The sequence below is a fragment of the Blautia caccae genome (assembly GCF_040095955.1).
In the GTDB taxonomy this organism is placed as follows: domain Bacteria; phylum Bacillota; class Clostridia; order Lachnospirales; family Lachnospiraceae; genus Blautia; species Blautia celeris.
This window is the reverse complement of the sequence record NZ_JBBMFP010000004.1, coordinates 144,734-162,041: the sequence shown is the minus strand read 5'-3', so window position 1 is coordinate 162,041 and position 17,308 is coordinate 144,734. Positions and strand designations below refer to the sequence as shown.

The following is a 17,308-nucleotide window of genomic DNA, read 5'->3' as shown; positions in this document are numbered from 1 at the left end:
ATGACAACAATTCGTGAGATCGCAGCAGCCTGTAATGTATCCATAGCCACAGTCTCCAATATTTTAAATGGAAACGGAAAGCGGAAAGCCAGTGAGAGGACACAGAAGCTGGTTCTGGAAAAGGCCAGGGAATTAAACTACACTCCCAATCTGGTTGCCAAGAATCTAAGACTCCAACGGACCAAAACATTGGGGATCCTGATAGAGGATATGACTGTTTTTCATGTGCCGTATGTGGTCGACGGAATAACAGAATACTGTGAAAATACAGGGTACAGCCAGACGCATGTGGATTTGAGGCTGTGCAGTAAACTGGGAAACGATTATTTCCGCAAGAAGGAGTTTGCACAGTCCGTACAGAATGCGATTTCAGAACTTGCCGCTAAACAGGTGGACGGCCTGATCTATATCACTTCCCATGAGCGGGTTCTGAAATGCATTCCGGAGGATTTGGGGATTCCGGCGGTGATGGTTTACGGCTACACGCATTCCAGCAGATATCCCTCTTTTGTGATCAATGACAGAAAAGGGGCCTGTGATGCAGTGACGGCTGCCATCAAAAAAGGGCACAGGAAGATTGGTGTTATCACAGGAGAGAAGGACAGCATCCACACCAGGCTCCGCCTGGAAGGATACCGTGAAGCGCTGGAGGATGCGGCAATTTCTGTCCGTGAGGAATACATTGTTTACGGCAGCTGGTCCAGAGAGGCAGGGTGCCGCTGTGCGGAAATCCTTTGCGGACAGGGCGTGACAGCGATCTTCTGCATGAGTGATGTCATTGCAGGGGGTGTCTATGATTATTTCCACAGCCATGATATCTGTCCGGGAAAAGATATTTCCATAGTGGGATACGATGACAGAGAATTTGCCTCTTATCTTTATCCTGCTCTGACAAGCATCAGAATGCCTCTGCGGGAGCTGGGAATGAAAGCCTGTCAGATTCTCATAAATGAAATCCGGGAGCGAAAGGAAGAAAAAATGGTCAGGGTTTATGAAGCAAACCCTCTTTTGATTGAGAGAGATTCCGTGGAAACTGTGCCGGAATAAGTGAATAAAGCTGCATGGAACGTTGGATACTATACCTTAAAGTAAAAATGAGGTGCAGTATGAAAAACAACGGGAAAAATCCACGCAGGCCAACCAAAACAGAAGCCCTTTCCTGTCTTGCCGTGATGATTGCAGTGATGCTCACCGGCACAGTGAAGGGCTTTGATATATCTATCTCTCTTTTTATCACAGCTGCGTATGTGGGAGTGATCGGGCTTCGCTGCGGGTTTACGCTCCATGAGCTTCTGGAGGCAATGTATCAGAAGGCGGGAGAGCTTACAGATTTGTTTTTCCTGCTGTGCGGGATTGGTTTTTTGACCGCCTCATTTATATTTGCAGGCACTATACCTGCGCTTATCACGTATCTGCTTGCATTTGTGACGCCGGGTCTGTGTATATTGTTTGGATTTCTGTTTACGGCGGTGACTGCCTTTTTCATCGGAACCAGCTTCGGTACCTGCGGTACCATTGGGGTTGCCATGATGGGCCTTGCCATTGTCATGGATGTGAATCTTGCGGCAATGGCCGGTGCTGTGGTGTCCGGGTCCCATGTGGGGCTGTTTTTTTCTCCCATGGCAGATAATTTTAATCTGGTGGTATCAGTTACAAAAACAGATTCTTTAACTGTAATGAAACGGGCGGCTTATATTGGCATTCCCACTTTTGCTGCCTGTATTATTTTTTATAGTGTTCTGGGGGTTCTCTCCGGGTCAGCTAATTCTGCCTTTGATCACAGTATGCTTTCAGAGGGGCTGGCTTCCGTTTTTCATATCAGTCCTATTGCCCTGATCCCCATAATCGTGGTGGTTGCAGGCAGTTTCTTACACCTGCCCTCTGTGGTCTCTTTATTCGGAGGAGGTTTGATTGGAATCCTGATCGGCACACTGCTGAATGGATTCTCCATCTGGAAAGGGCTGGCTGCCGGGTATCATGGTTTTGACCTTACTGCAGTGACAGGAATCTCCGCAGATGCAGTTCTGCCGGAGATTGTCACTCTGTGCAACCGGGGCGGAATGCTCTCCATGTCTTCTCTTTTTGTGATCCTTTTTGCAGCGGTGGGGGTTGCCGGTATTATGATCAGGATAAAAGCTGTTGAAGTCATTGTGGAGACACTGTTTGGGAGAATACGCTCTGTCTTCGGCCTGGCTGTCAGCAGTTGGTGTATCGGCACCATAACGGGGGGAATCACCAACAGCTCCGCGCTTTCCATTCTCATGCCTGTGGAAATGCTGGAAGAGAAATACAGGGAATTCGGATACTCCTCCCTGGACTGCGCAGTGGTAGCGAACACTGCGGCAAGTCCCATGCTCAGTATCATCCCCTGGACAGATGTGGCTCTTTACATGTCCGGTGTGGTGGGCGTCCAGGCCGCGGTCTATGCGCCTTACAGTATGTGGAGCTGGGGGCTGGGGGTGATGAGTATCATCTGCAGTATTTTGAAAGCCGGTTATCACAAGGACAGGGCGCATGAGGTTTGACATTTCTGCAGGCAGACCTTAGAATAAAAGAAAAACCATTTGCACACCCTGCAAACGGGACGGCGGAGGCTGTGCGAAAAAGAAAGTGGAAAACAGACTATGATAACGAAAGATGAGATACTGTTATACCACGGGTCAGGCCGCATTCTGCTTTCCGGTGAGGATTTTATTTATCTTCTGCCGCATTCGGCGCTGCGTGCGTGGATCTCCAATTATACGATCACGTTTCCGGGTGAGAATGCAATGCCGGATCATTATACCGTGATACCTCACGGGAGTGCCACCCTTACCTTTTGTGCGGATGAAAAGGGCATCTGCAGTAATCTGTTCGGCCCGGCATCCCTGTCCTGTAGGGTGGGAGAGCAGGCAAACCGGTTTGGTATGCTGTTCATTATTGAATTTCAGCCGGCCGGTTTGTCTGCGCTTACAGGGGGAGGACAGAAGGAGCTTTTGGATAAGACCTTTTCCTTTGCACTGATGGATCAGGGGTTAAACAAATCCATGACGGAAATATTGGAAAGTTCTGTCAGCATACAGGAATTGGCTGACCGCGCTGACAGACTGTTTTTGTCAAAGCTGATTCATGTGTGTCCGCCCCAGATCCACGCGGCTGTGCGGTCCATTATTGAAAATGCGGGGAATATTACTTTAAAGGAACTGTCTGCTTCTGTATTTTACAGTGAACGGCATTTGAACCGGGTGTTTGACCGGTATCTGGGCATGGGCGTTAAAACATTTTCCCGCCTGGTCCGTATCAACAGAGCGGTTCGGCTGCTGCAGAACCCCGGAAATCATGTGATTGATGTCTGTACTTTATCGGGCTTTTACGATCTTCCCCATTTCATACATGATTTCAAATCCGTGTGCGGACTTACGCCCGGGGAGTACCGGACGAGGATGTCCGATTTTTACAATGAAATTGCGAAATTTTAAGATACAATGGAGAAAATCATACCAATAAGGAGACTGTAAATATGAAATATGGCGGTACTTTGATTTCTGTATCTGATATGGAACGGGCGAAGGATTTTTATGGAAGGGTAATGGAGCAGAAGGTGGAAATGGACCTGGGCACCCATGTGTCTTTTGAAGGCGGCATTTCCCTGCAGTCCGATTATGAGGCGCTTGTGGGCGTAAAACTGGAGGCACGGGAGAGGCCGAATAATTTCCAGCTTTATTTTGAGGTGGAGGATTTGGAACACTGGGAGAAGAAGCTGAAATCCACGGAGGGGATAGAATTTATCCATGGAAGCAAGGAATATCCCTGGGGACAGCGTGTCATGCGTTTTTATGATCCCGATAAGTATATTGTAGAAGTTTCGGAGAGTATGGAGAGTGTGGCAAAACGTTTTCTGGCACAGGGACTTTCCGTGGAGGAGACCGCGGAACGGATCATGTATCCCGTAGAATTTGTAAAACAGCTATAAGAATCAATCCTGTCATTGCAGGCCGCTCATGTGCTGGGCGGCCTGTAGTCGTATAATGGCTGTGAAGCGGCAGGCCCGATTCATTTCCTGCCGGTATTGCGGTTGAAATCTGTAAAATCTTTCAGTTTCCATATCTTTATTACCGGTTTTATGCTATAATTTCCAATAAGTCAACACTGCTCATGTGTGTTTTAAGACAAAAGGAAAAGAATGTAGCGGAGGCAGCGGAAAATGAAAAATTTAAAGTTATCACGAAAACTATTTATCTCCTACGCTTTGATACTCACAATGCTCATTTTGGGATGCGCCGTGAGTGTGGTGGATTTACTAAATATGGGAGAACAGACAGAGACTTTCTATGAAGGTCCGTTTATGGTCAATGGAAGTGCCAATATTATCAATTCCAATTTTGAGAGGATGCAGAAGGCTGTTTACAGGTCCATATCCAATTCTGATCCGGTGATCATAAAGGATGCTATTGCCGATGCGGGGGAATCCGCCGCGATTATCCAGGAACAGCTTCCTGTGATTCGGGAACATTTTCTGGGAGACCCGCAGATCATTGAACGATTGGAGGATGCACTTACCAGGCTGGCACCCATGAGAGAAAAGGTCCTCCAGCTTGCCGGAGAAAATAAGAATGCCGAAGCTGCTGCGTATATGGAGAACAACAATATATTTGTGATTCAGGAAGCACAGGAAGAACTGGACAGTCTTGTGGAAAACGGAAACAGGAAAGGCGAAGAACTGGTTGCGGGGCTGAAAGAGAAACAGGAGAAAGCAATCGTGACGCTGCTGATGCTGGGCAGTATCAGTGTGGTCATCAGCATTGTTTTTGGGGTCTATATCACCCGCGGGATCACCAGGCCGGTAGACGAGCTGGAGAAGGCAGCCCGCAGCATGGCAAAAGGAGAACTCTCGGATGTGAAGATCCGCTATAAGTCCAGGGATGAGATGGGGAACCTTGCAGAAAATATACGCACAATGACTGCAAATTTAGTCTGTGTCATTCAGGATGAAACAAAGCTTTTAAACCAGATGGCAGAGGGTAACTTTAATGTGCAGTGTGAGAACGAGGATTGTTATGTGGGGGAATTTCGGCAGCTTCTGGAGTCCATGAAGGATATCAATACCAGTCTGAGTGATACCCTGCTTCAGATCAGTCAGTCGGCAGACGAAGTTGCCTCCGGTTCGGAACAGGTATCCTCCGGTGCACAGGTTCTGGCACGGGGAGCCACAGAGCAGGCATCCTCCATAGAGGAACTGACAGGCACGATCGGTGAGATATCTGATCAGGTCAGCCAAAATGCGGAAAGTGCACAGGAGGCCAGTGCCAGAGCTGAAAAAGTCATGGGCCAGGCAAAGAAAAGCAGCCGTTGTATGCAGGAGATGCTGGGGGCAATGTCAGAGATCAGCAAGGGTTCCCATGAGATTGGCACGATCATGAAAACCATTGAGGATATTGCCTTTCAGACCAATATCCTTGCTCTGAATGCGGCCGTGGAAGCAGCGCGCGCAGGGGAACATGGAAAAGGCTTTTCCGTGGTGGCCAAAGAGGTGCGTAACCTGGCAAATAAATCGGCATCCGCGTCCAAAAGTACAGCCGCGTTGATAGAAAAGTCCCTCCGCACCGTTGAACATGGAAAAAGGACAGCCAATGAGACTGACGAGGTGCTCAGGGAAGTGGTAGAGGGGGTTGACAGTGTGGCGGAGGCTCTGAACTATATTACGGAAGCATCCGTAAAACAGTCCGATGCAATCCGCCATATCACAGACAGCCTTACCATGATATCCAGCGTAGTGCAGACAAATTCAGCCACAGCGGAAGAAAGCGCTGCGGCCAGTGAAGAACTGTCTTCCCAGGCCCAGCTATTAAGCCGTTTGGTAGAGAATTTTATATTGAAAGATTTTGGTGAAAGTTATACGAAATGCTGAATGTGTATTGATGTAGGAGAGGGGGCCGAAGGGATTTCGGAATGATGGCCGCAGGTTATGTGCCTGCGGCCATTATTTTGTCGGATTAAGTGGGCATATATTTCCTCAAGTCCCAGATTGGCCAGCCCTATATATTGATAGCCGCATTTTTATTTCCTCATATGTCGGTTTTTCATAGCACTACTTTTCAACAGATGGTTTTGTACTGTCGGGCACCATTTGGGCACCACAAGCCTTTCTTTCCAGCTGGTAAAAGGACACATATGCGGAATGTTAGAAACATGTTTTTTGAGGGTACAGGTACGTTACTTGCACATCTTATATCAAGAAGGCGCATTTAATCAGCCCGACAAACCGGAAGTTGTCAAATTGCTTTGATTAAAAACATCTCCATTGGCTGCTCATATTTTGGAATATCTACAACAAAGCCACCACAATCTTTATAGCCCAATTTTCTATAAAAATGTTGTGCTTCTTCATCAACCTGTGTAGAAGTCAATAGCATACCATATCCTTGAGATTTCATATCAGACTCCCAATATTCTATAAGTTTTTTTCCATAACCTTTTCCTTGATAATTCCAATCAACGAATAACATTGTGCAAAATGGTGTGTTATCCCAAAAAAGATTAAATCTTAATAGTCCTATTGGCTTGTTATCTTCCAATAAAATATATCCTTGCTTGTCACGCACTTTTTTTTCAAATTCTTTATTTGATAAATGCTTATCAAGTCCATACCAAAATTCTTTGTCCTTTAATTGTACATATCTAATTTCAGTCATTTTATCTCATCACCTAATTCTTATTTGTTAAGTACGCCTTATCCGCCTAATGCTTACAAACCCATAACAACCCTTTTTTAATATGACCGCATGGAAATGTCAAACAGCTCATATTTACTATTTTTTATATAACCGGGCAGCCGGAAGATTTTCCTCATAGGTGTCCAGACGGATCGCCTGAATGCTCTGTTTTTTTATCAGTCACCTTTTCTTCTTAAGAACTCAACAAACGCAAAAATGATAGAAATAACAGTAAGAACAGATACGATCAATTCTGCCATATTGTTGGCGTAATCGGTCTGCTCCGGGATCATTGCGCCCAGAACCAGGAAATACACACACCAGACAAGTCCAATGATAAGAAGCAAAAATGTAAAATATTTTAATACGGCGGAAAACCTGTTGATCATCCTCCGGGCATGAGCTTTTTCTTCTTCTGTATAATTTTTTCTGAATATCTGTTTCAATCCGGCACATACAAAGCCTGCGATAAGGCCGGTTGTCAATCCGATACAAATTTCAAAGAACAGTTTCATAATGATTCATCTTTCACAAAAATCAGGTCCATTTTTCTAATGCAGCCGTTTGCACTGATTTCTGTTGGTATCATGCCGACATAGGTATATCCCTGATTGGCGTAGCGGTCAATGATTTCCCGGTGTTCAGAAACAGATGCCATTACCATATCTTTCATTTTGTATTCTACATTTACATATTCGTATTTTTTCATTTGCCTGCTCCTTTTTCAATTGATGATGATATTATACCGTTATTTTCGGGCATTAGCAATGAAATAACGGTAATTCTTCTGCGGCGGTTTAGCGGAGTATTACGGTGCAAATATCATCTGAAGTGTTTGTTTCATCGACAGTGAAACGTTATGGGGAAGTGCCGGGGATGAGCAGAAATGAAAGGCGGATGATGGACATTGAGGTGCAGATTGCGGACATTTTGTGTACTATGCATATTTCTGCGGTAAAATTCTGTTATCAGAAAGAAACGGAGGAATGGATTATGACAGACGCTTTACATGTGGAAGGGCTGACCAAAAGATTTTCGGATTTTACTTTAGAGAATATCAGCTTTTCCGTTCCGACAGGTTCCATAATGGGGCTGATCGGGCCGAATGGTTCCGGAAAAACAACTACGATCAAGCTGATACTGAATCTGCTGAAGAAGCAGTCCGGTTCGATCACGGTATTGGGATTTGACCATATAAAGGAAGAGCAGATATTTAAAGAAAGAATCGGGGTAGTGTTTGACTCACATTTTTTTGTGGATGAATGGAAAATGCCGGACGTGGAGAAGGCTATGGGCATGTTTTATGAAAATTGGGACACAGAAGTTTATTACAGGTATCTGGAGACGTTTCGGATAAACAGAGAGAAACGTGTCAAGGAGCTTTCAAAGGGCATGCAGATGAAGCTGATGCTGGCCTGTTCTTTTTCACACAGAGCAGAACTGTTGATTCTTGATGAGCCTACCAGCGGATTGGACCCTGTATCCAGGGATGAGCTGCTGGATATTCTTTTAGAATATACGAAGGACAAGAGGCATAGTGTCCTTTTTTCTACACATATTACACCGGATTTGAATAAAATTGCCGACAGCATCACCTTTATCAATCGCGGAAAACTGCTTTATTCCGGGGAAAAGGAGAAGCTTACAGAGAGTTATTGTATCGTTTCCGGAAGCAGCAGACAATTGACACCGGAACGAAAGGCGGCAATGCCTAATATTAAGATATATCCGGATTCTTTTGAGGCGCTGGTCCGCAGGGAGGAGCTGTCCGGTCTTGCCGGTCTGCAGACCAGGCCGGCGGTTATGGATGATATTATTGTATTTGTCAGTAAAGGAGATGTTTTGTTATGAAAATATGGAAGGCTGCCAAGCTGGATTTTAATCTTTTGAAGTATTATTATAAGTCCATTTGTTTTACGCTTCTTATTCCCCTGGCTTTTATTCTGCTTTACCGTACGCTTGCAGTGGGAATTTCCTTTGCAATGTTTATGATGGCAATGTCGTCTATCTATACATTTTCAGTGGCAGATAAAAATGATATGCAGAGGCTTTACCGCATTCTGCCTGTTTCAGTGAAGGCACTGGTCTGCGGGAAATATCTGCATGCGTTTTTGATGGGAATTTTGGCTGTGTCAGTGTCTGGTATTTTGCAGCCCATGATTCTGGGGATGCTTGGGGTCAATGTTTCAGGTAAGGAAGTTATGACGGCAGTATTGGCTGGTATGGTACTTTATATTACATATGTCTGCTTTCAGATTCCGGCGTATTATAAATTTGGGCCGATCAAAGGGAGAGTTTTTATGTATGTGCCGGTGGTGGGGATCTTGCTGACCATGTTTGTGGTGGAAAAAGCGGATATCCGTACCGGTGTTCTGTTCCGGATGCTCAGTGAAAACAGATATCTGGGGCCGTGTCTGCTTGTGCTTTATCTTGCGGCTGTTGTATGTATTTCGATTGGTATATCTGTACGGATTTCAAAGAATAAAGAATGGTAGGCTGATAGGATAGGAACCTTTATTTTGATTGGGGCATTTATCCTATTTGCTGCAATTTCCAGTCGGAGGAGGTACAGGAAAAGAAGAGAGGACAGAGATAAATATATAGATAAACAGAATATATAGCTGCAGGGGCTGACATGTTGTTTTGCACGTGTCAGCCCCGTCTTTTTATAGGTACAGTGAAATGGTTGGGTCGTTTCGAGGAAAGTGGCTGTTGTTAGTCGTACAAATCCAGTGAGTTGATGGTGATATGGGCATTTACCGCACTTTCGGTCGTATTGGTAAACAATGTGACCGGATTGGAGCTGCTGATTCCCAGAAAAATGGTATCTCCGGCTGAATAAGTGCTCATGAACGTGCCGTTTACTTCCCGGTTGCCGGTCAGCAGAGGGCGTATGGAGGCAGCGGCAGCAGGAGCCGGTGTACCGTGTTTGGATTCATATATGCCTATTGAGGCATCAGGTCCTGCAGCGGATGTGGCGATAATACCGTAGCTGATGTGGTATAAACCGGTGCGCAGAAATGTGATGGTGATTCCGTCTTCCTCGAGGCGTATATCGTTTAAAATGTCGGAGGTTATGGAAACGGGGGCGGCGTTAGGCGCGGCCGCAGGAATCGTTTGGGACTGGGTGCTGTGAAAGGCAGCATAAGCCGGTCTGGGGGCAGGTTTTCCGGCAGGACCAGCGGGACCGGCAGGGCCGTTTAAACCGGTTGGTCCGGTAGGGCCGGTTAAGCCGGTTGGTCCAGTGGGTCCGGCAGGGCCGATTAAGCCAGTTGGTCCAGTGGGTCCGGCAGGGCCAGTTAAGCCGGTTGGTCCAGTGGGGCCGGCAGGACCGGTTAAGCCGGTTGGTCCAGTGGGGCCGATAGGACCGATTAAGCCGGTTGGTCCAGTGGGGCCGGTAGGACCGATTAAGCCGGTTGGTCCAGTGGGGCCGGCAGGGCCGGTTAAGCCGGTTGGTCCAGTGGGTCCGGCAGGACCGGTTAAGCCGGTTGGTCCAGTGGGTCCGGCAGGGCCGGTTAAGCCGGCCGGTCTGGTTGAGTCGGCTATACTGCAATAATTCTTATTGGCCTCCGTAGACGTTTCCTGTAAATTTTGATCGTATTCCATACAGTCATCGTGACTGCGTTTATTACGAAAATTAGAAAAAATCATAATATCTCCTTTAACTCGTTGAGGGTTTAAAGACCCTGATTTTAAATGAATACAGAAAATGCATGATGAGTGTGAAAATCCGATATAGTGATGCGAAACGGTATTATAAGTGAAATGATATAACGGACAACGGGGATTTGAAGTTGTTTTTTAAATTGAGAAAAAAATGAAAGTATGAATCTGCATTCAGGAATTCCGCCTTAATTTTACAATAGTCAGGGATATTTCTCCTTCAATGACAGATACAGGGCTGTTAAAAGTGAAATTTAATCTTGTCTGCGCAGGGGTGTAAAGAATGAAATAAGTTGAACCTGTAGCGCTTGAAGAGTCAGAACCAGTTTTGAAATAAATTCCTTGATCAAGGTGCGCAGCGCTGTTGTAAAAAGGTGTAATCTGCATATATCCTTCGGTCCGCAGGATTGCTGAAACACCGTAAGATATTAAGTAATAACCTGGTCCTAGGATAACAGTGGCCGGGCTTTCATAGGAAATTTGACCGGTGGAATCGGAAATCTGAGGGAGGAGGGGAATCAGCGTGCCGTCAATAAGCTGCAGTGCATAGTTGGAAAAGGAGGCAAACGTATCATCCGGGATTATACCGGTGGGTCCGGTAGGTCCGGTGGCACCTGTGCTTCCGGTGGGTCCGTCGGGCCCCGTAGGTCCGATGGCACCTGTGTTTCCAATGGGTCCGTCGGGCCCCGTAGGTCCGGTGGCGCCTGTGTTTCCGGTGGGTCCGTCGGGCCCCGTAGGTCCGGTGACGCCTGTGTTTCCGGTGGGTCCGTCGGGCCCCGTAGGTCCGGTGGCACCTGTACTTCCGGTGGGCCCGGTGGGGCCAATAGATCCAGCTAAACCGGTAGGTCCGATTGGACCAATAGAACCAGTAGGTCCAATGGAACCCGTTGGGCCAGTAGGACCAGTGGAACCTGTTAAGCCCGTAGGCCCGATGGGGCCGATTAAGCCAGTAGGCCCGGCAGGTCCAGTGGAACCTGTTAAGCCCGTAGGCCCGGTAGGACCAGTGGAACCTGTTAAGCCCGTAGGCCCGGTAGGACCAGTGGAACCCGTTAAGCCAGTAGGCCCGATGGGGCCAGATAAACCAGTAGGCCCGACAGGTCCAGTGGAACCGGTTAAGCCCGTAGGCCCGGTAGGACCAGTGGAACCTGTTAAGCCAGTAGGCCCGATGGGGCCAGATAAACCAGTAGGTCCAGTGGCTCCAGTAGAACCGGTTAAGCCAGTAGGACCGGTAGGTCCAATGGAGCCAGTTATACCAGCAGGTCCGGTGGGGCCCATAGGTCCAGTCATACCGGTGGGGCCGGTAGGCCCGATTGAGCCAGTTATACCGGTGGGGCCCATAGGTCCAGTCATACCGGTGGGACCGGTCGGTCCAATGGAGCCAGCCATGCCAGTAGGCCCGATAGAGCCAGTTATGCCAGTCATACCAGTGGGACCGGTAGCACCAGTAGAGCCAGTCATACCGGTGGGACCGGTCGGTCCAGTAGAGCCGGTTATGCCAGTGGGACCGGTCGGTCCAATCGAGCCGGTCATGCCGGCAGGACCATCAGGTCCCATTGGCCCCGTGGGTCCCGGAGGACCGGCAGGCCCGGTAGGACCGCGTTTGCAGCAGCAATTCGGACAGCAGCAGGTGTTTTTTCTGCAGCAGGGAGGTATGTATTCCATGGATTCTTTCTGTATATCATGTTCTGACTCAGATGAATTCCTTTGAACTGAGTCATCATGGCAGTTTGAATGCATACGATTATCGCCTCTTTTCCGGCACAAAAGTCAGTCTTTACTATTATATGTAAGTTATAGTGGGATTGTGAGAAATGAGTTATGAACTATGGATACCGGCGCCAGAAGCCGTACACGGGAAGACGCCTTATAAGTCGGATGGGGAAAGGAGCCCGCAAGGATTCCGTGAGGCTCCGGACAGCACGGGAGGGCGTCACAGCCCTCCGGAAATTCAGGATTCGGGAGAGTCCATTTCTATGCCTTCAAAGCACATAGTAATGGTGGTCTGAAAGATATGGTCAGCATAGGCAGTCTGGAGAATACCATCATATTTTTGTACGGCTGCTTCAATATTTTTCATACCCCAGCCGTGCAGCATCGGTTCATTTTCCTTTTTTACGGTGACGAGTTCTCCGTCAGATGTATACTTCGGTTCCGGGCTGCTGTTTTCCAGTTTGATGACAAGAATATTCTGAATGCGTCGAATCGTAAGGTTTATGCTGCATGTGTCAGGGGATGTTTTCCTGCTTTGTATAGCTGCGGCTTCCAGCGCATTGTCCAGAAGGTTTGAGAGAATCGTACACAGATCATTGGATTTAATATTGGTATTATAAGGATATTCTATGTTCATTTCCATACGGATACCGGCATTTTTTGCTTTTTCGTATCTGCTGTTGATGATATAATCAACTGTCTGGCTGCCGGTCCATACCATGGAAGAAATGTTCTGTACAGGACTTATAATGGAATCAATATATTGAGAGAGCTCCGGAGCATGATATCTGTCCGCCATTTGGTGTATGACCTCTAAATGCCGATGGAAGTCATGAAACAGTTTGGCATTTTGAGAGTAGGCCTTGTTGACTGCAGCGTAATTCTGTTCCAGCAGTTCTTTTTGCATTTCAATCGTGTCCAGCAGTTCTTTTTCACGCTGGTATTTTATGTGACTGTATGCAAGAACGATTCGGAGAAAAAGAGCAGAGAGCATAACTATAGTGACTATGGTCAATGTGTTTAAAGGCCGTCCGGCAAAAGCCATATGCAGCAAAATGGATATTCCGCAAAATGCCACTGCAGGAGTTCCGTATATGGATGTATAGTAATTACTGAAATTACTGATGCATTCCTGAAAGCGGTGTGATGCGAACAGAGCGAAATAAAATGGTACCCGGCAGAGAAGCAAAAATACAAGCCAATAAACCAAAGATACGGAAAAATATCTGCATAGTATCAGATAAGAAAGAACATCCGTTAACAGGAGTACGCTCAGATAAGAACAGCCACAGCATAAAAGCAGTTTCCAGTCCAAATGATACAGAAACTTAGAAATCACAAGGATCACAGCCAGAAGAGCGGCCGCAGTGACAGCCGCACTTTTGCTGCTGTTGTTAAAAAAGCAGAGCAGTCCTGCAAACCCGGCAGCAGCAGCCCAGGCCGCAAATTTTTCACTGCTTTCATCCTGCAGTCTGCCGATACTGAGAACGCCGCAGCATATCCCGGAAAATAAAAGCAAAAACTCAAGTACATAAATCATCATATATGTTTCCCCCAATAAGTATTGACTGCCATTTTTACACTCTGGAGATGGGAGCGGCTGATTGGCAGGACCGTGCCGTCTTTTAAGCAGACACTGCTGTTTTTTATTTGGGTGATCTGTATCAGGTTGATGATGCATCCCCGTTCAATGAATATAAATTCTTCTGCCCTCAATTCTTCGTAAACCGTCAGCAGGCTTTTCCTGACTTTGATGATCCCGTGACAGGTATGGAGCGCGGCGTTCTTACCGTCGCGAAGAATATAAAGGATATCACGGAAGCCCACCTTTTCCATCCGGTTTGCCGTTAGCACAGTATAATTTTTGTCATCTTCCAGCATGATGAGCTTTAACGCATCCGTAACCGCATAGGTCAGTCTCTTTTCCAAATCATTCTTGGGCACATACCGGAATATGGCTAATTCAAAACTGTCAATGGCATATTTTACATGGGATGTAATGAAAATGACTTTTACGTTGGGCAGCTCCGGTTTTATGGCCTGAACAATTTCCATACCGCTGATACCCGGCATTTCAATATCCAGAAGGAGAAGGTCAAAATAGCTGTGATCTTCCAAAATGTCACTTAACAGCATCCGGCCATTATTATAAGTCTGTATTTCAGCTACCGCTTTTTGCAGGCTGAGGCAGTTTTTTAATATCGTCTGGTTATTGATAATTGAATCTGTGTCATCGTCGCACACAGCAATACGGATCATGATTACCTCCAAATTGAATTATTATCGTAAAAACAGCAGGTTCGTTTCATGGGGCAGCACTATATGGGACAATAGCTGTAAAAGATTATTTAACTATAACATATTGGATATTAAGGATACAACATGAAATAAACGTATTATAGTTTATATTCTATTAACGGAAAATGTATGGATTGGCATACTGGTTTGAAATAGGAGGGGGAGTATTTCAGTACAGCAACATTTTATATTAAAAAAAGACAAAAACACTTGCGTGATTTGAAAATATATGGTAAGATTATTTTCGGTTCGTGAGAACGAGCCGCTGTGGCGGAATTGGCAGACGCACTTGACTCAAAATCAAGCGGGTAACACCGTGCCGGTTCGAGTCCGGCCAGCGGCAGTGGCAGAAAACTCTTTGGCAGAAGCCAGAGAGTTTTTTTAATGGCCGGCATTCCAGAGAAGTTGGAATGCCGGCCATTTTCAAATAACGGAATATTAAAAGACTTCTTTGCTGTAAGCATCAATCTCTTCGCTCAGTGTCTCATACACCCCCGGGAAGGTACTGATATCAAGTCCCTGGGAAGCACACGGAATGAAATAGAGTTTGCCGTTCTCGTCACAGGCGCGGCGCACTTCTTTTTTGATCACATCTCTGGTCCAGCCCGGATAATCCACTTTGGCGCTGTCGATGCCGCCCATGAAGGAAATCTGTCCGCCGTATTTTTTGATCAGTTCCGGTACGTTGTTTGTGGTCATGACACCCTGCCAGATATCCACACCCATCTCTATCATATAGGGCACCAGTGTGGCTGCATAGGAATCCGAGTGATGCACAATGAGCTCCACGCCGTTGTCACGGTATCTCTTGTAGATCTTCTTGTATGCGGGAAGGAAGAATTCCTCAAACATAGCCGGAGAGATGAAGGTGGAGGTCTGGGTACCCCAGTCGTCGTGGTGGAAAAGGGCATCAGGCTTTAAGTATCTGCAGACCTTATCCGCATATTCCAGCTCCCAGTCAGTGAGATAGTCGATCAGCTCATGCATGGCCTCCGGTTCCTCAATAAAGTTCATCATAGTCTCAGGAATATCCATCAGATGATGGCACTGTTCAAAAAGTCCCGGGAACATGACAGAAGTTACGAAATATTCATTTCTGTCCACGGATTCCGCCTCTTTGATGTAAGGTTCCCATTCAGAATCCGGGTAATCCAGACTTGGCGCATGAACGTATTTCCGCCATTCCGTAATATCCTTGAGTACCAGATGCTCCTCATCGTGGACCGGGAAGTCGCCGGGGGTTCCTTTTGGCCATGAGAATGTGATGCCCCAGCCATTGACTGCATTTAAGACACCTTCCTCCAGAATGGGGCCGTTGTGCAGGTCAAAGAACGGGCTGCCGTAAATAATGTGCATGAATTCATATTGGTTTACAAAGCGGTCGGGATGTCCGCCTCTGATGGTTTCCAGTAAATTCTGTCTTTTTGTCAGCATATCAAAAATCTCCTTTCATGAGTTCCGTTTTTACATATTACATATTTTCATTTTCCCGGACTTCCTGCATGGACAGGTCGCTGGGATTTTTCTTATCCATTACAGTGCAGATAATAGACAGTATAGCACCGATTCCGGAAGCGGCAATGGCTACGGGAAGCAGTTTTAAAATGCCTGTGGTGCCCAGAAGCTTCTGCAGCATGGTGCAGGCATAGGTGGAGAGGAACATTCCAAAACCTCCGATGGCTGTTGTCATGGAGATAGAGGAGGATACCCGCTCCTTGGGTACGACGACCGTGCATCTCAGGAAGAAGTAAGAGAAACCGTATCCATAGGAAGCACCGCACAGCGTACATGCAATTCCGGCCATGACCGGTCCGGATGCCAGGTAAAGCAGCAGATAGGAGAGACAGAGTCCCACATATCCGAAAATGATGGTTGCCCTTTTCAGCTTGGAGTACAGGGCTCCGAACAGGATACAGAGGATGCAGCTTCCCACGGTACCCAGTGTGGAGAGCAGTGCGGCAACGCTTTCATTTCCATACCCCTGTTCTGCCACCAGGACAGATACCTGATAATAGATGACCGCGTAGATCAGATTATAGGCAAAGCAGGAGACCATCAGCATAAACTGCCTCGACAGATATGGATTTCTTCCCTGTACTTTCGCCTGGTTTTCCTCTGAGGGACTGCCCTCCGCCGGCGTTGTGGGAAGGAAGAAAATCATCATGACGATCACCGGCACGGCTATCCAGTAGACCTTAAAAACTTCGTTCCAGGAACGTACTGCAAATACACCTGCGATCAGACTGATGACAGCACCGGTACCTGCCATAGTGGCATTGAAGATACCCATGATGGTTCCGCGCTTGTCTTCATCCACATAGACCTCAGCGATCAGAGCCATGGCAGCGGCATTTACAAAGCCCATGGAAATGCCCACCAGTATACGCATAACCAGTACGTAATACACATTTGCCACAGCTCCGCCTAAAATGGCAGATACGGCAAACAGGATCATAGCCCCAATTAAAATTTTCTTTTTGCTCAGATACTGCATGAGTTTTCCGCACAGCATGGCTGAGAAAAGCATGATAAAGGATGGTCCTGACAGGATAAAATTCACGGCGGCGTCATTTTGGAAGGTCTCATACAGCCCGTTTCCGGCCGGAATGATAACCATATCTGCCATAACTGCCACGTTTGTCAGAAAAAGAGAGATTAAAAACAGAAGAGCACGCCCTCTGGTCATTTCTTTGTCCATCTTACACCTCCATAAAATATTTGCGATCCGGATCTTATGTACCCATTATATCTTATTTAAATTCTCTTACCATCCTTTGAAATTCCTGTATTTTCGTGACCTGACCGTCTAAAACTTTTGAAAAAACGCAGAGGCATCCTGTTTTTCGTCCGTTTTTGTGAATTTGGAGATGAAAAAACGTCAAAACGGAGGAAAGGATAATCTGGTAAAACAAAGAGAAGGGATTTATAATGGAACTATAGAAGCC

The 17,308-nt window shown here is 46.7% G+C and carries 15 protein-coding genes and 1 tRNA gene; 8 read left to right on the top strand and 8 right to left on the bottom strand.

What is annotated here, in order from left to right; genetic code table 11:
• From WMO65_RS05895 to WMO65_RS05875, 5 genes are all read left to right on the top strand, one after another.
• Nucleotides 1-1,047, top strand: coding sequence for a LacI family DNA-binding transcriptional regulator (locus tag WMO65_RS05895; protein WP_148392295.1), 1,047 nt, complete (start codon nucleotides 1-3; stop codon nucleotides 1,045-1,047).
• Between the two features lie 59 nt (nucleotides 1,048-1,106).
• Complete coding sequence (locus WMO65_RS05890; RefSeq protein WP_187370570.1) at nucleotides 1,107-2,525, top strand: Na+/H+ antiporter NhaC family protein; 1,419 nt, start codon at nucleotides 1,107-1,109, stop codon at nucleotides 2,523-2,525.
• Nucleotides 2,526-2,624: 99 nt separating this feature from the next.
• Nucleotides 2,625-3,458, top strand: coding sequence for a helix-turn-helix transcriptional regulator (locus WMO65_RS05885; protein ID WP_148392298.1), 834 nt, complete (start codon nucleotides 2,625-2,627; stop codon nucleotides 3,456-3,458).
• 41 nt (nucleotides 3,459-3,499) lie between these two features.
• Nucleotides 3,500-3,952: a VOC family protein gene (locus WMO65_RS05880; protein WP_148392299.1), complete on the top strand. Its 453-nt coding sequence runs from the start codon at nucleotides 3,500-3,502 to the stop codon at nucleotides 3,950-3,952.
• A 231-nt stretch (nucleotides 3,953-4,183) separates the two neighbouring features.
• Entirely contained in the window at nucleotides 4,184-5,887 is a 1,704-nt protein-coding gene (locus tag WMO65_RS05875) for a methyl-accepting chemotaxis protein (RefSeq protein WP_148392300.1), read from the top strand.
• 364 nt (nucleotides 5,888-6,251) lie between these two features.
• On the opposite strand, the gene WMO65_RS05870 is transcribed toward WMO65_RS05875, so the two are convergent.
• The 3 genes from WMO65_RS05870 to WMO65_RS05860 all read right to left on the bottom strand — a co-directional run bounded on the left by WMO65_RS05870 (nucleotide 6,252) and on the right by WMO65_RS05860 (nucleotide 7,401).
• Nucleotides 6,252-6,671, bottom strand: a complete 420-nt coding sequence (locus WMO65_RS05870; protein WP_349063835.1) for a GNAT family N-acetyltransferase — start codon at nucleotides 6,669-6,671, stop codon at nucleotides 6,252-6,254.
• Nucleotides 6,672-6,868: 197 nt separating this feature from the next.
• On the bottom strand, nucleotides 6,869-7,207 hold the full coding sequence (locus WMO65_RS05865; protein ID WP_033141921.1) for a hypothetical protein: 339 nt from the start codon (nucleotides 7,205-7,207) through the stop codon (nucleotides 6,869-6,871).
• Nucleotides 7,204-7,401 (bottom strand): DUF4177 domain-containing protein, encoded by a 198-nt coding sequence (locus WMO65_RS05860; RefSeq protein ID WP_033141922.1) that lies wholly within the window; start codon nucleotides 7,399-7,401, stop codon nucleotides 7,204-7,206. Before WMO65_RS05860 ends, WMO65_RS05865 begins: the two co-directional genes overlap by 4 nt.
• 167 nt (nucleotides 7,402-7,568) lie before the next feature.
• Here WMO65_RS05860 and WMO65_RS05855 point away from each other — a divergent pair, with 167 nt between their 5' ends.
• Both WMO65_RS05855 and WMO65_RS05850 read left to right on the top strand, forming a co-directional pair.
• Nucleotides 7,569-8,543 (top strand): ABC transporter ATP-binding protein, encoded by a 975-nt coding sequence (locus WMO65_RS05855; RefSeq protein ID WP_330641506.1) that lies wholly within the window; start codon nucleotides 7,569-7,571, stop codon nucleotides 8,541-8,543.
• Complete coding sequence (locus tag WMO65_RS05850; protein WP_033141923.1) at nucleotides 8,540-9,187, top strand: ABC-2 transporter permease; 648 nt, start codon at nucleotides 8,540-8,542, stop codon at nucleotides 9,185-9,187. The genes WMO65_RS05855 and WMO65_RS05850 overlap by 4 nt, the downstream gene beginning before the upstream one ends.
• A gap of 220 nt (nucleotides 9,188-9,407) precedes the next feature.
• Here the strand turns inward: WMO65_RS05850 and WMO65_RS05845 are convergent, their stop codons facing one another.
• The 3 genes from WMO65_RS05845 to WMO65_RS05835 form a co-directional block, all read right to left on the bottom strand.
• Nucleotides 9,408-9,542 (bottom strand): hypothetical protein, encoded by a 135-nt coding sequence (locus WMO65_RS05845; RefSeq protein WP_255611272.1) that lies wholly within the window; start codon nucleotides 9,540-9,542, stop codon nucleotides 9,408-9,410.
• Nucleotides 9,543-12,303: 2,761 nt separating this feature from the next.
• A complete protein-coding gene (locus tag WMO65_RS05840; RefSeq protein ID WP_148392302.1) occupies nucleotides 12,304-13,608 on the bottom strand; it encodes an ATP-binding protein in 1,305 nt (434 codons plus the stop codon).
• Nucleotides 13,605-14,324, bottom strand: coding sequence for a LytR/AlgR family response regulator transcription factor (locus tag WMO65_RS05835; protein ID WP_148392303.1), 720 nt, complete (start codon nucleotides 14,322-14,324; stop codon nucleotides 13,605-13,607). Before WMO65_RS05835 ends, WMO65_RS05840 begins: the two co-directional genes overlap by 4 nt.
• Before the next feature lie 300 nt (nucleotides 14,325-14,624).
• Here WMO65_RS05835 and WMO65_RS05830 point away from each other — a divergent pair.
• A tRNA-Leu gene (locus WMO65_RS05830) sits at nucleotides 14,625-14,706 on the top strand.
• Between the two features lie 95 nt (nucleotides 14,707-14,801).
• On the opposite strand, the gene WMO65_RS05825 is transcribed toward WMO65_RS05830, so the two are convergent.
• Both WMO65_RS05825 and WMO65_RS05820 read right to left on the bottom strand, forming a co-directional pair.
• A complete protein-coding gene (locus tag WMO65_RS05825) occupies nucleotides 14,802-15,797 on the bottom strand; it encodes a uroporphyrinogen decarboxylase family protein (protein WP_148392304.1) in 996 nt (331 codons plus the stop codon).
• A gap of 37 nt (nucleotides 15,798-15,834) precedes the next feature.
• A complete protein-coding gene (locus tag WMO65_RS05820) occupies nucleotides 15,835-17,061 on the bottom strand; it encodes an MFS transporter (protein ID WP_148392305.1) in 1,227 nt (408 codons plus the stop codon).
• Between the last annotated feature and the right edge of the window lie 247 nt (nucleotides 17,062-17,308).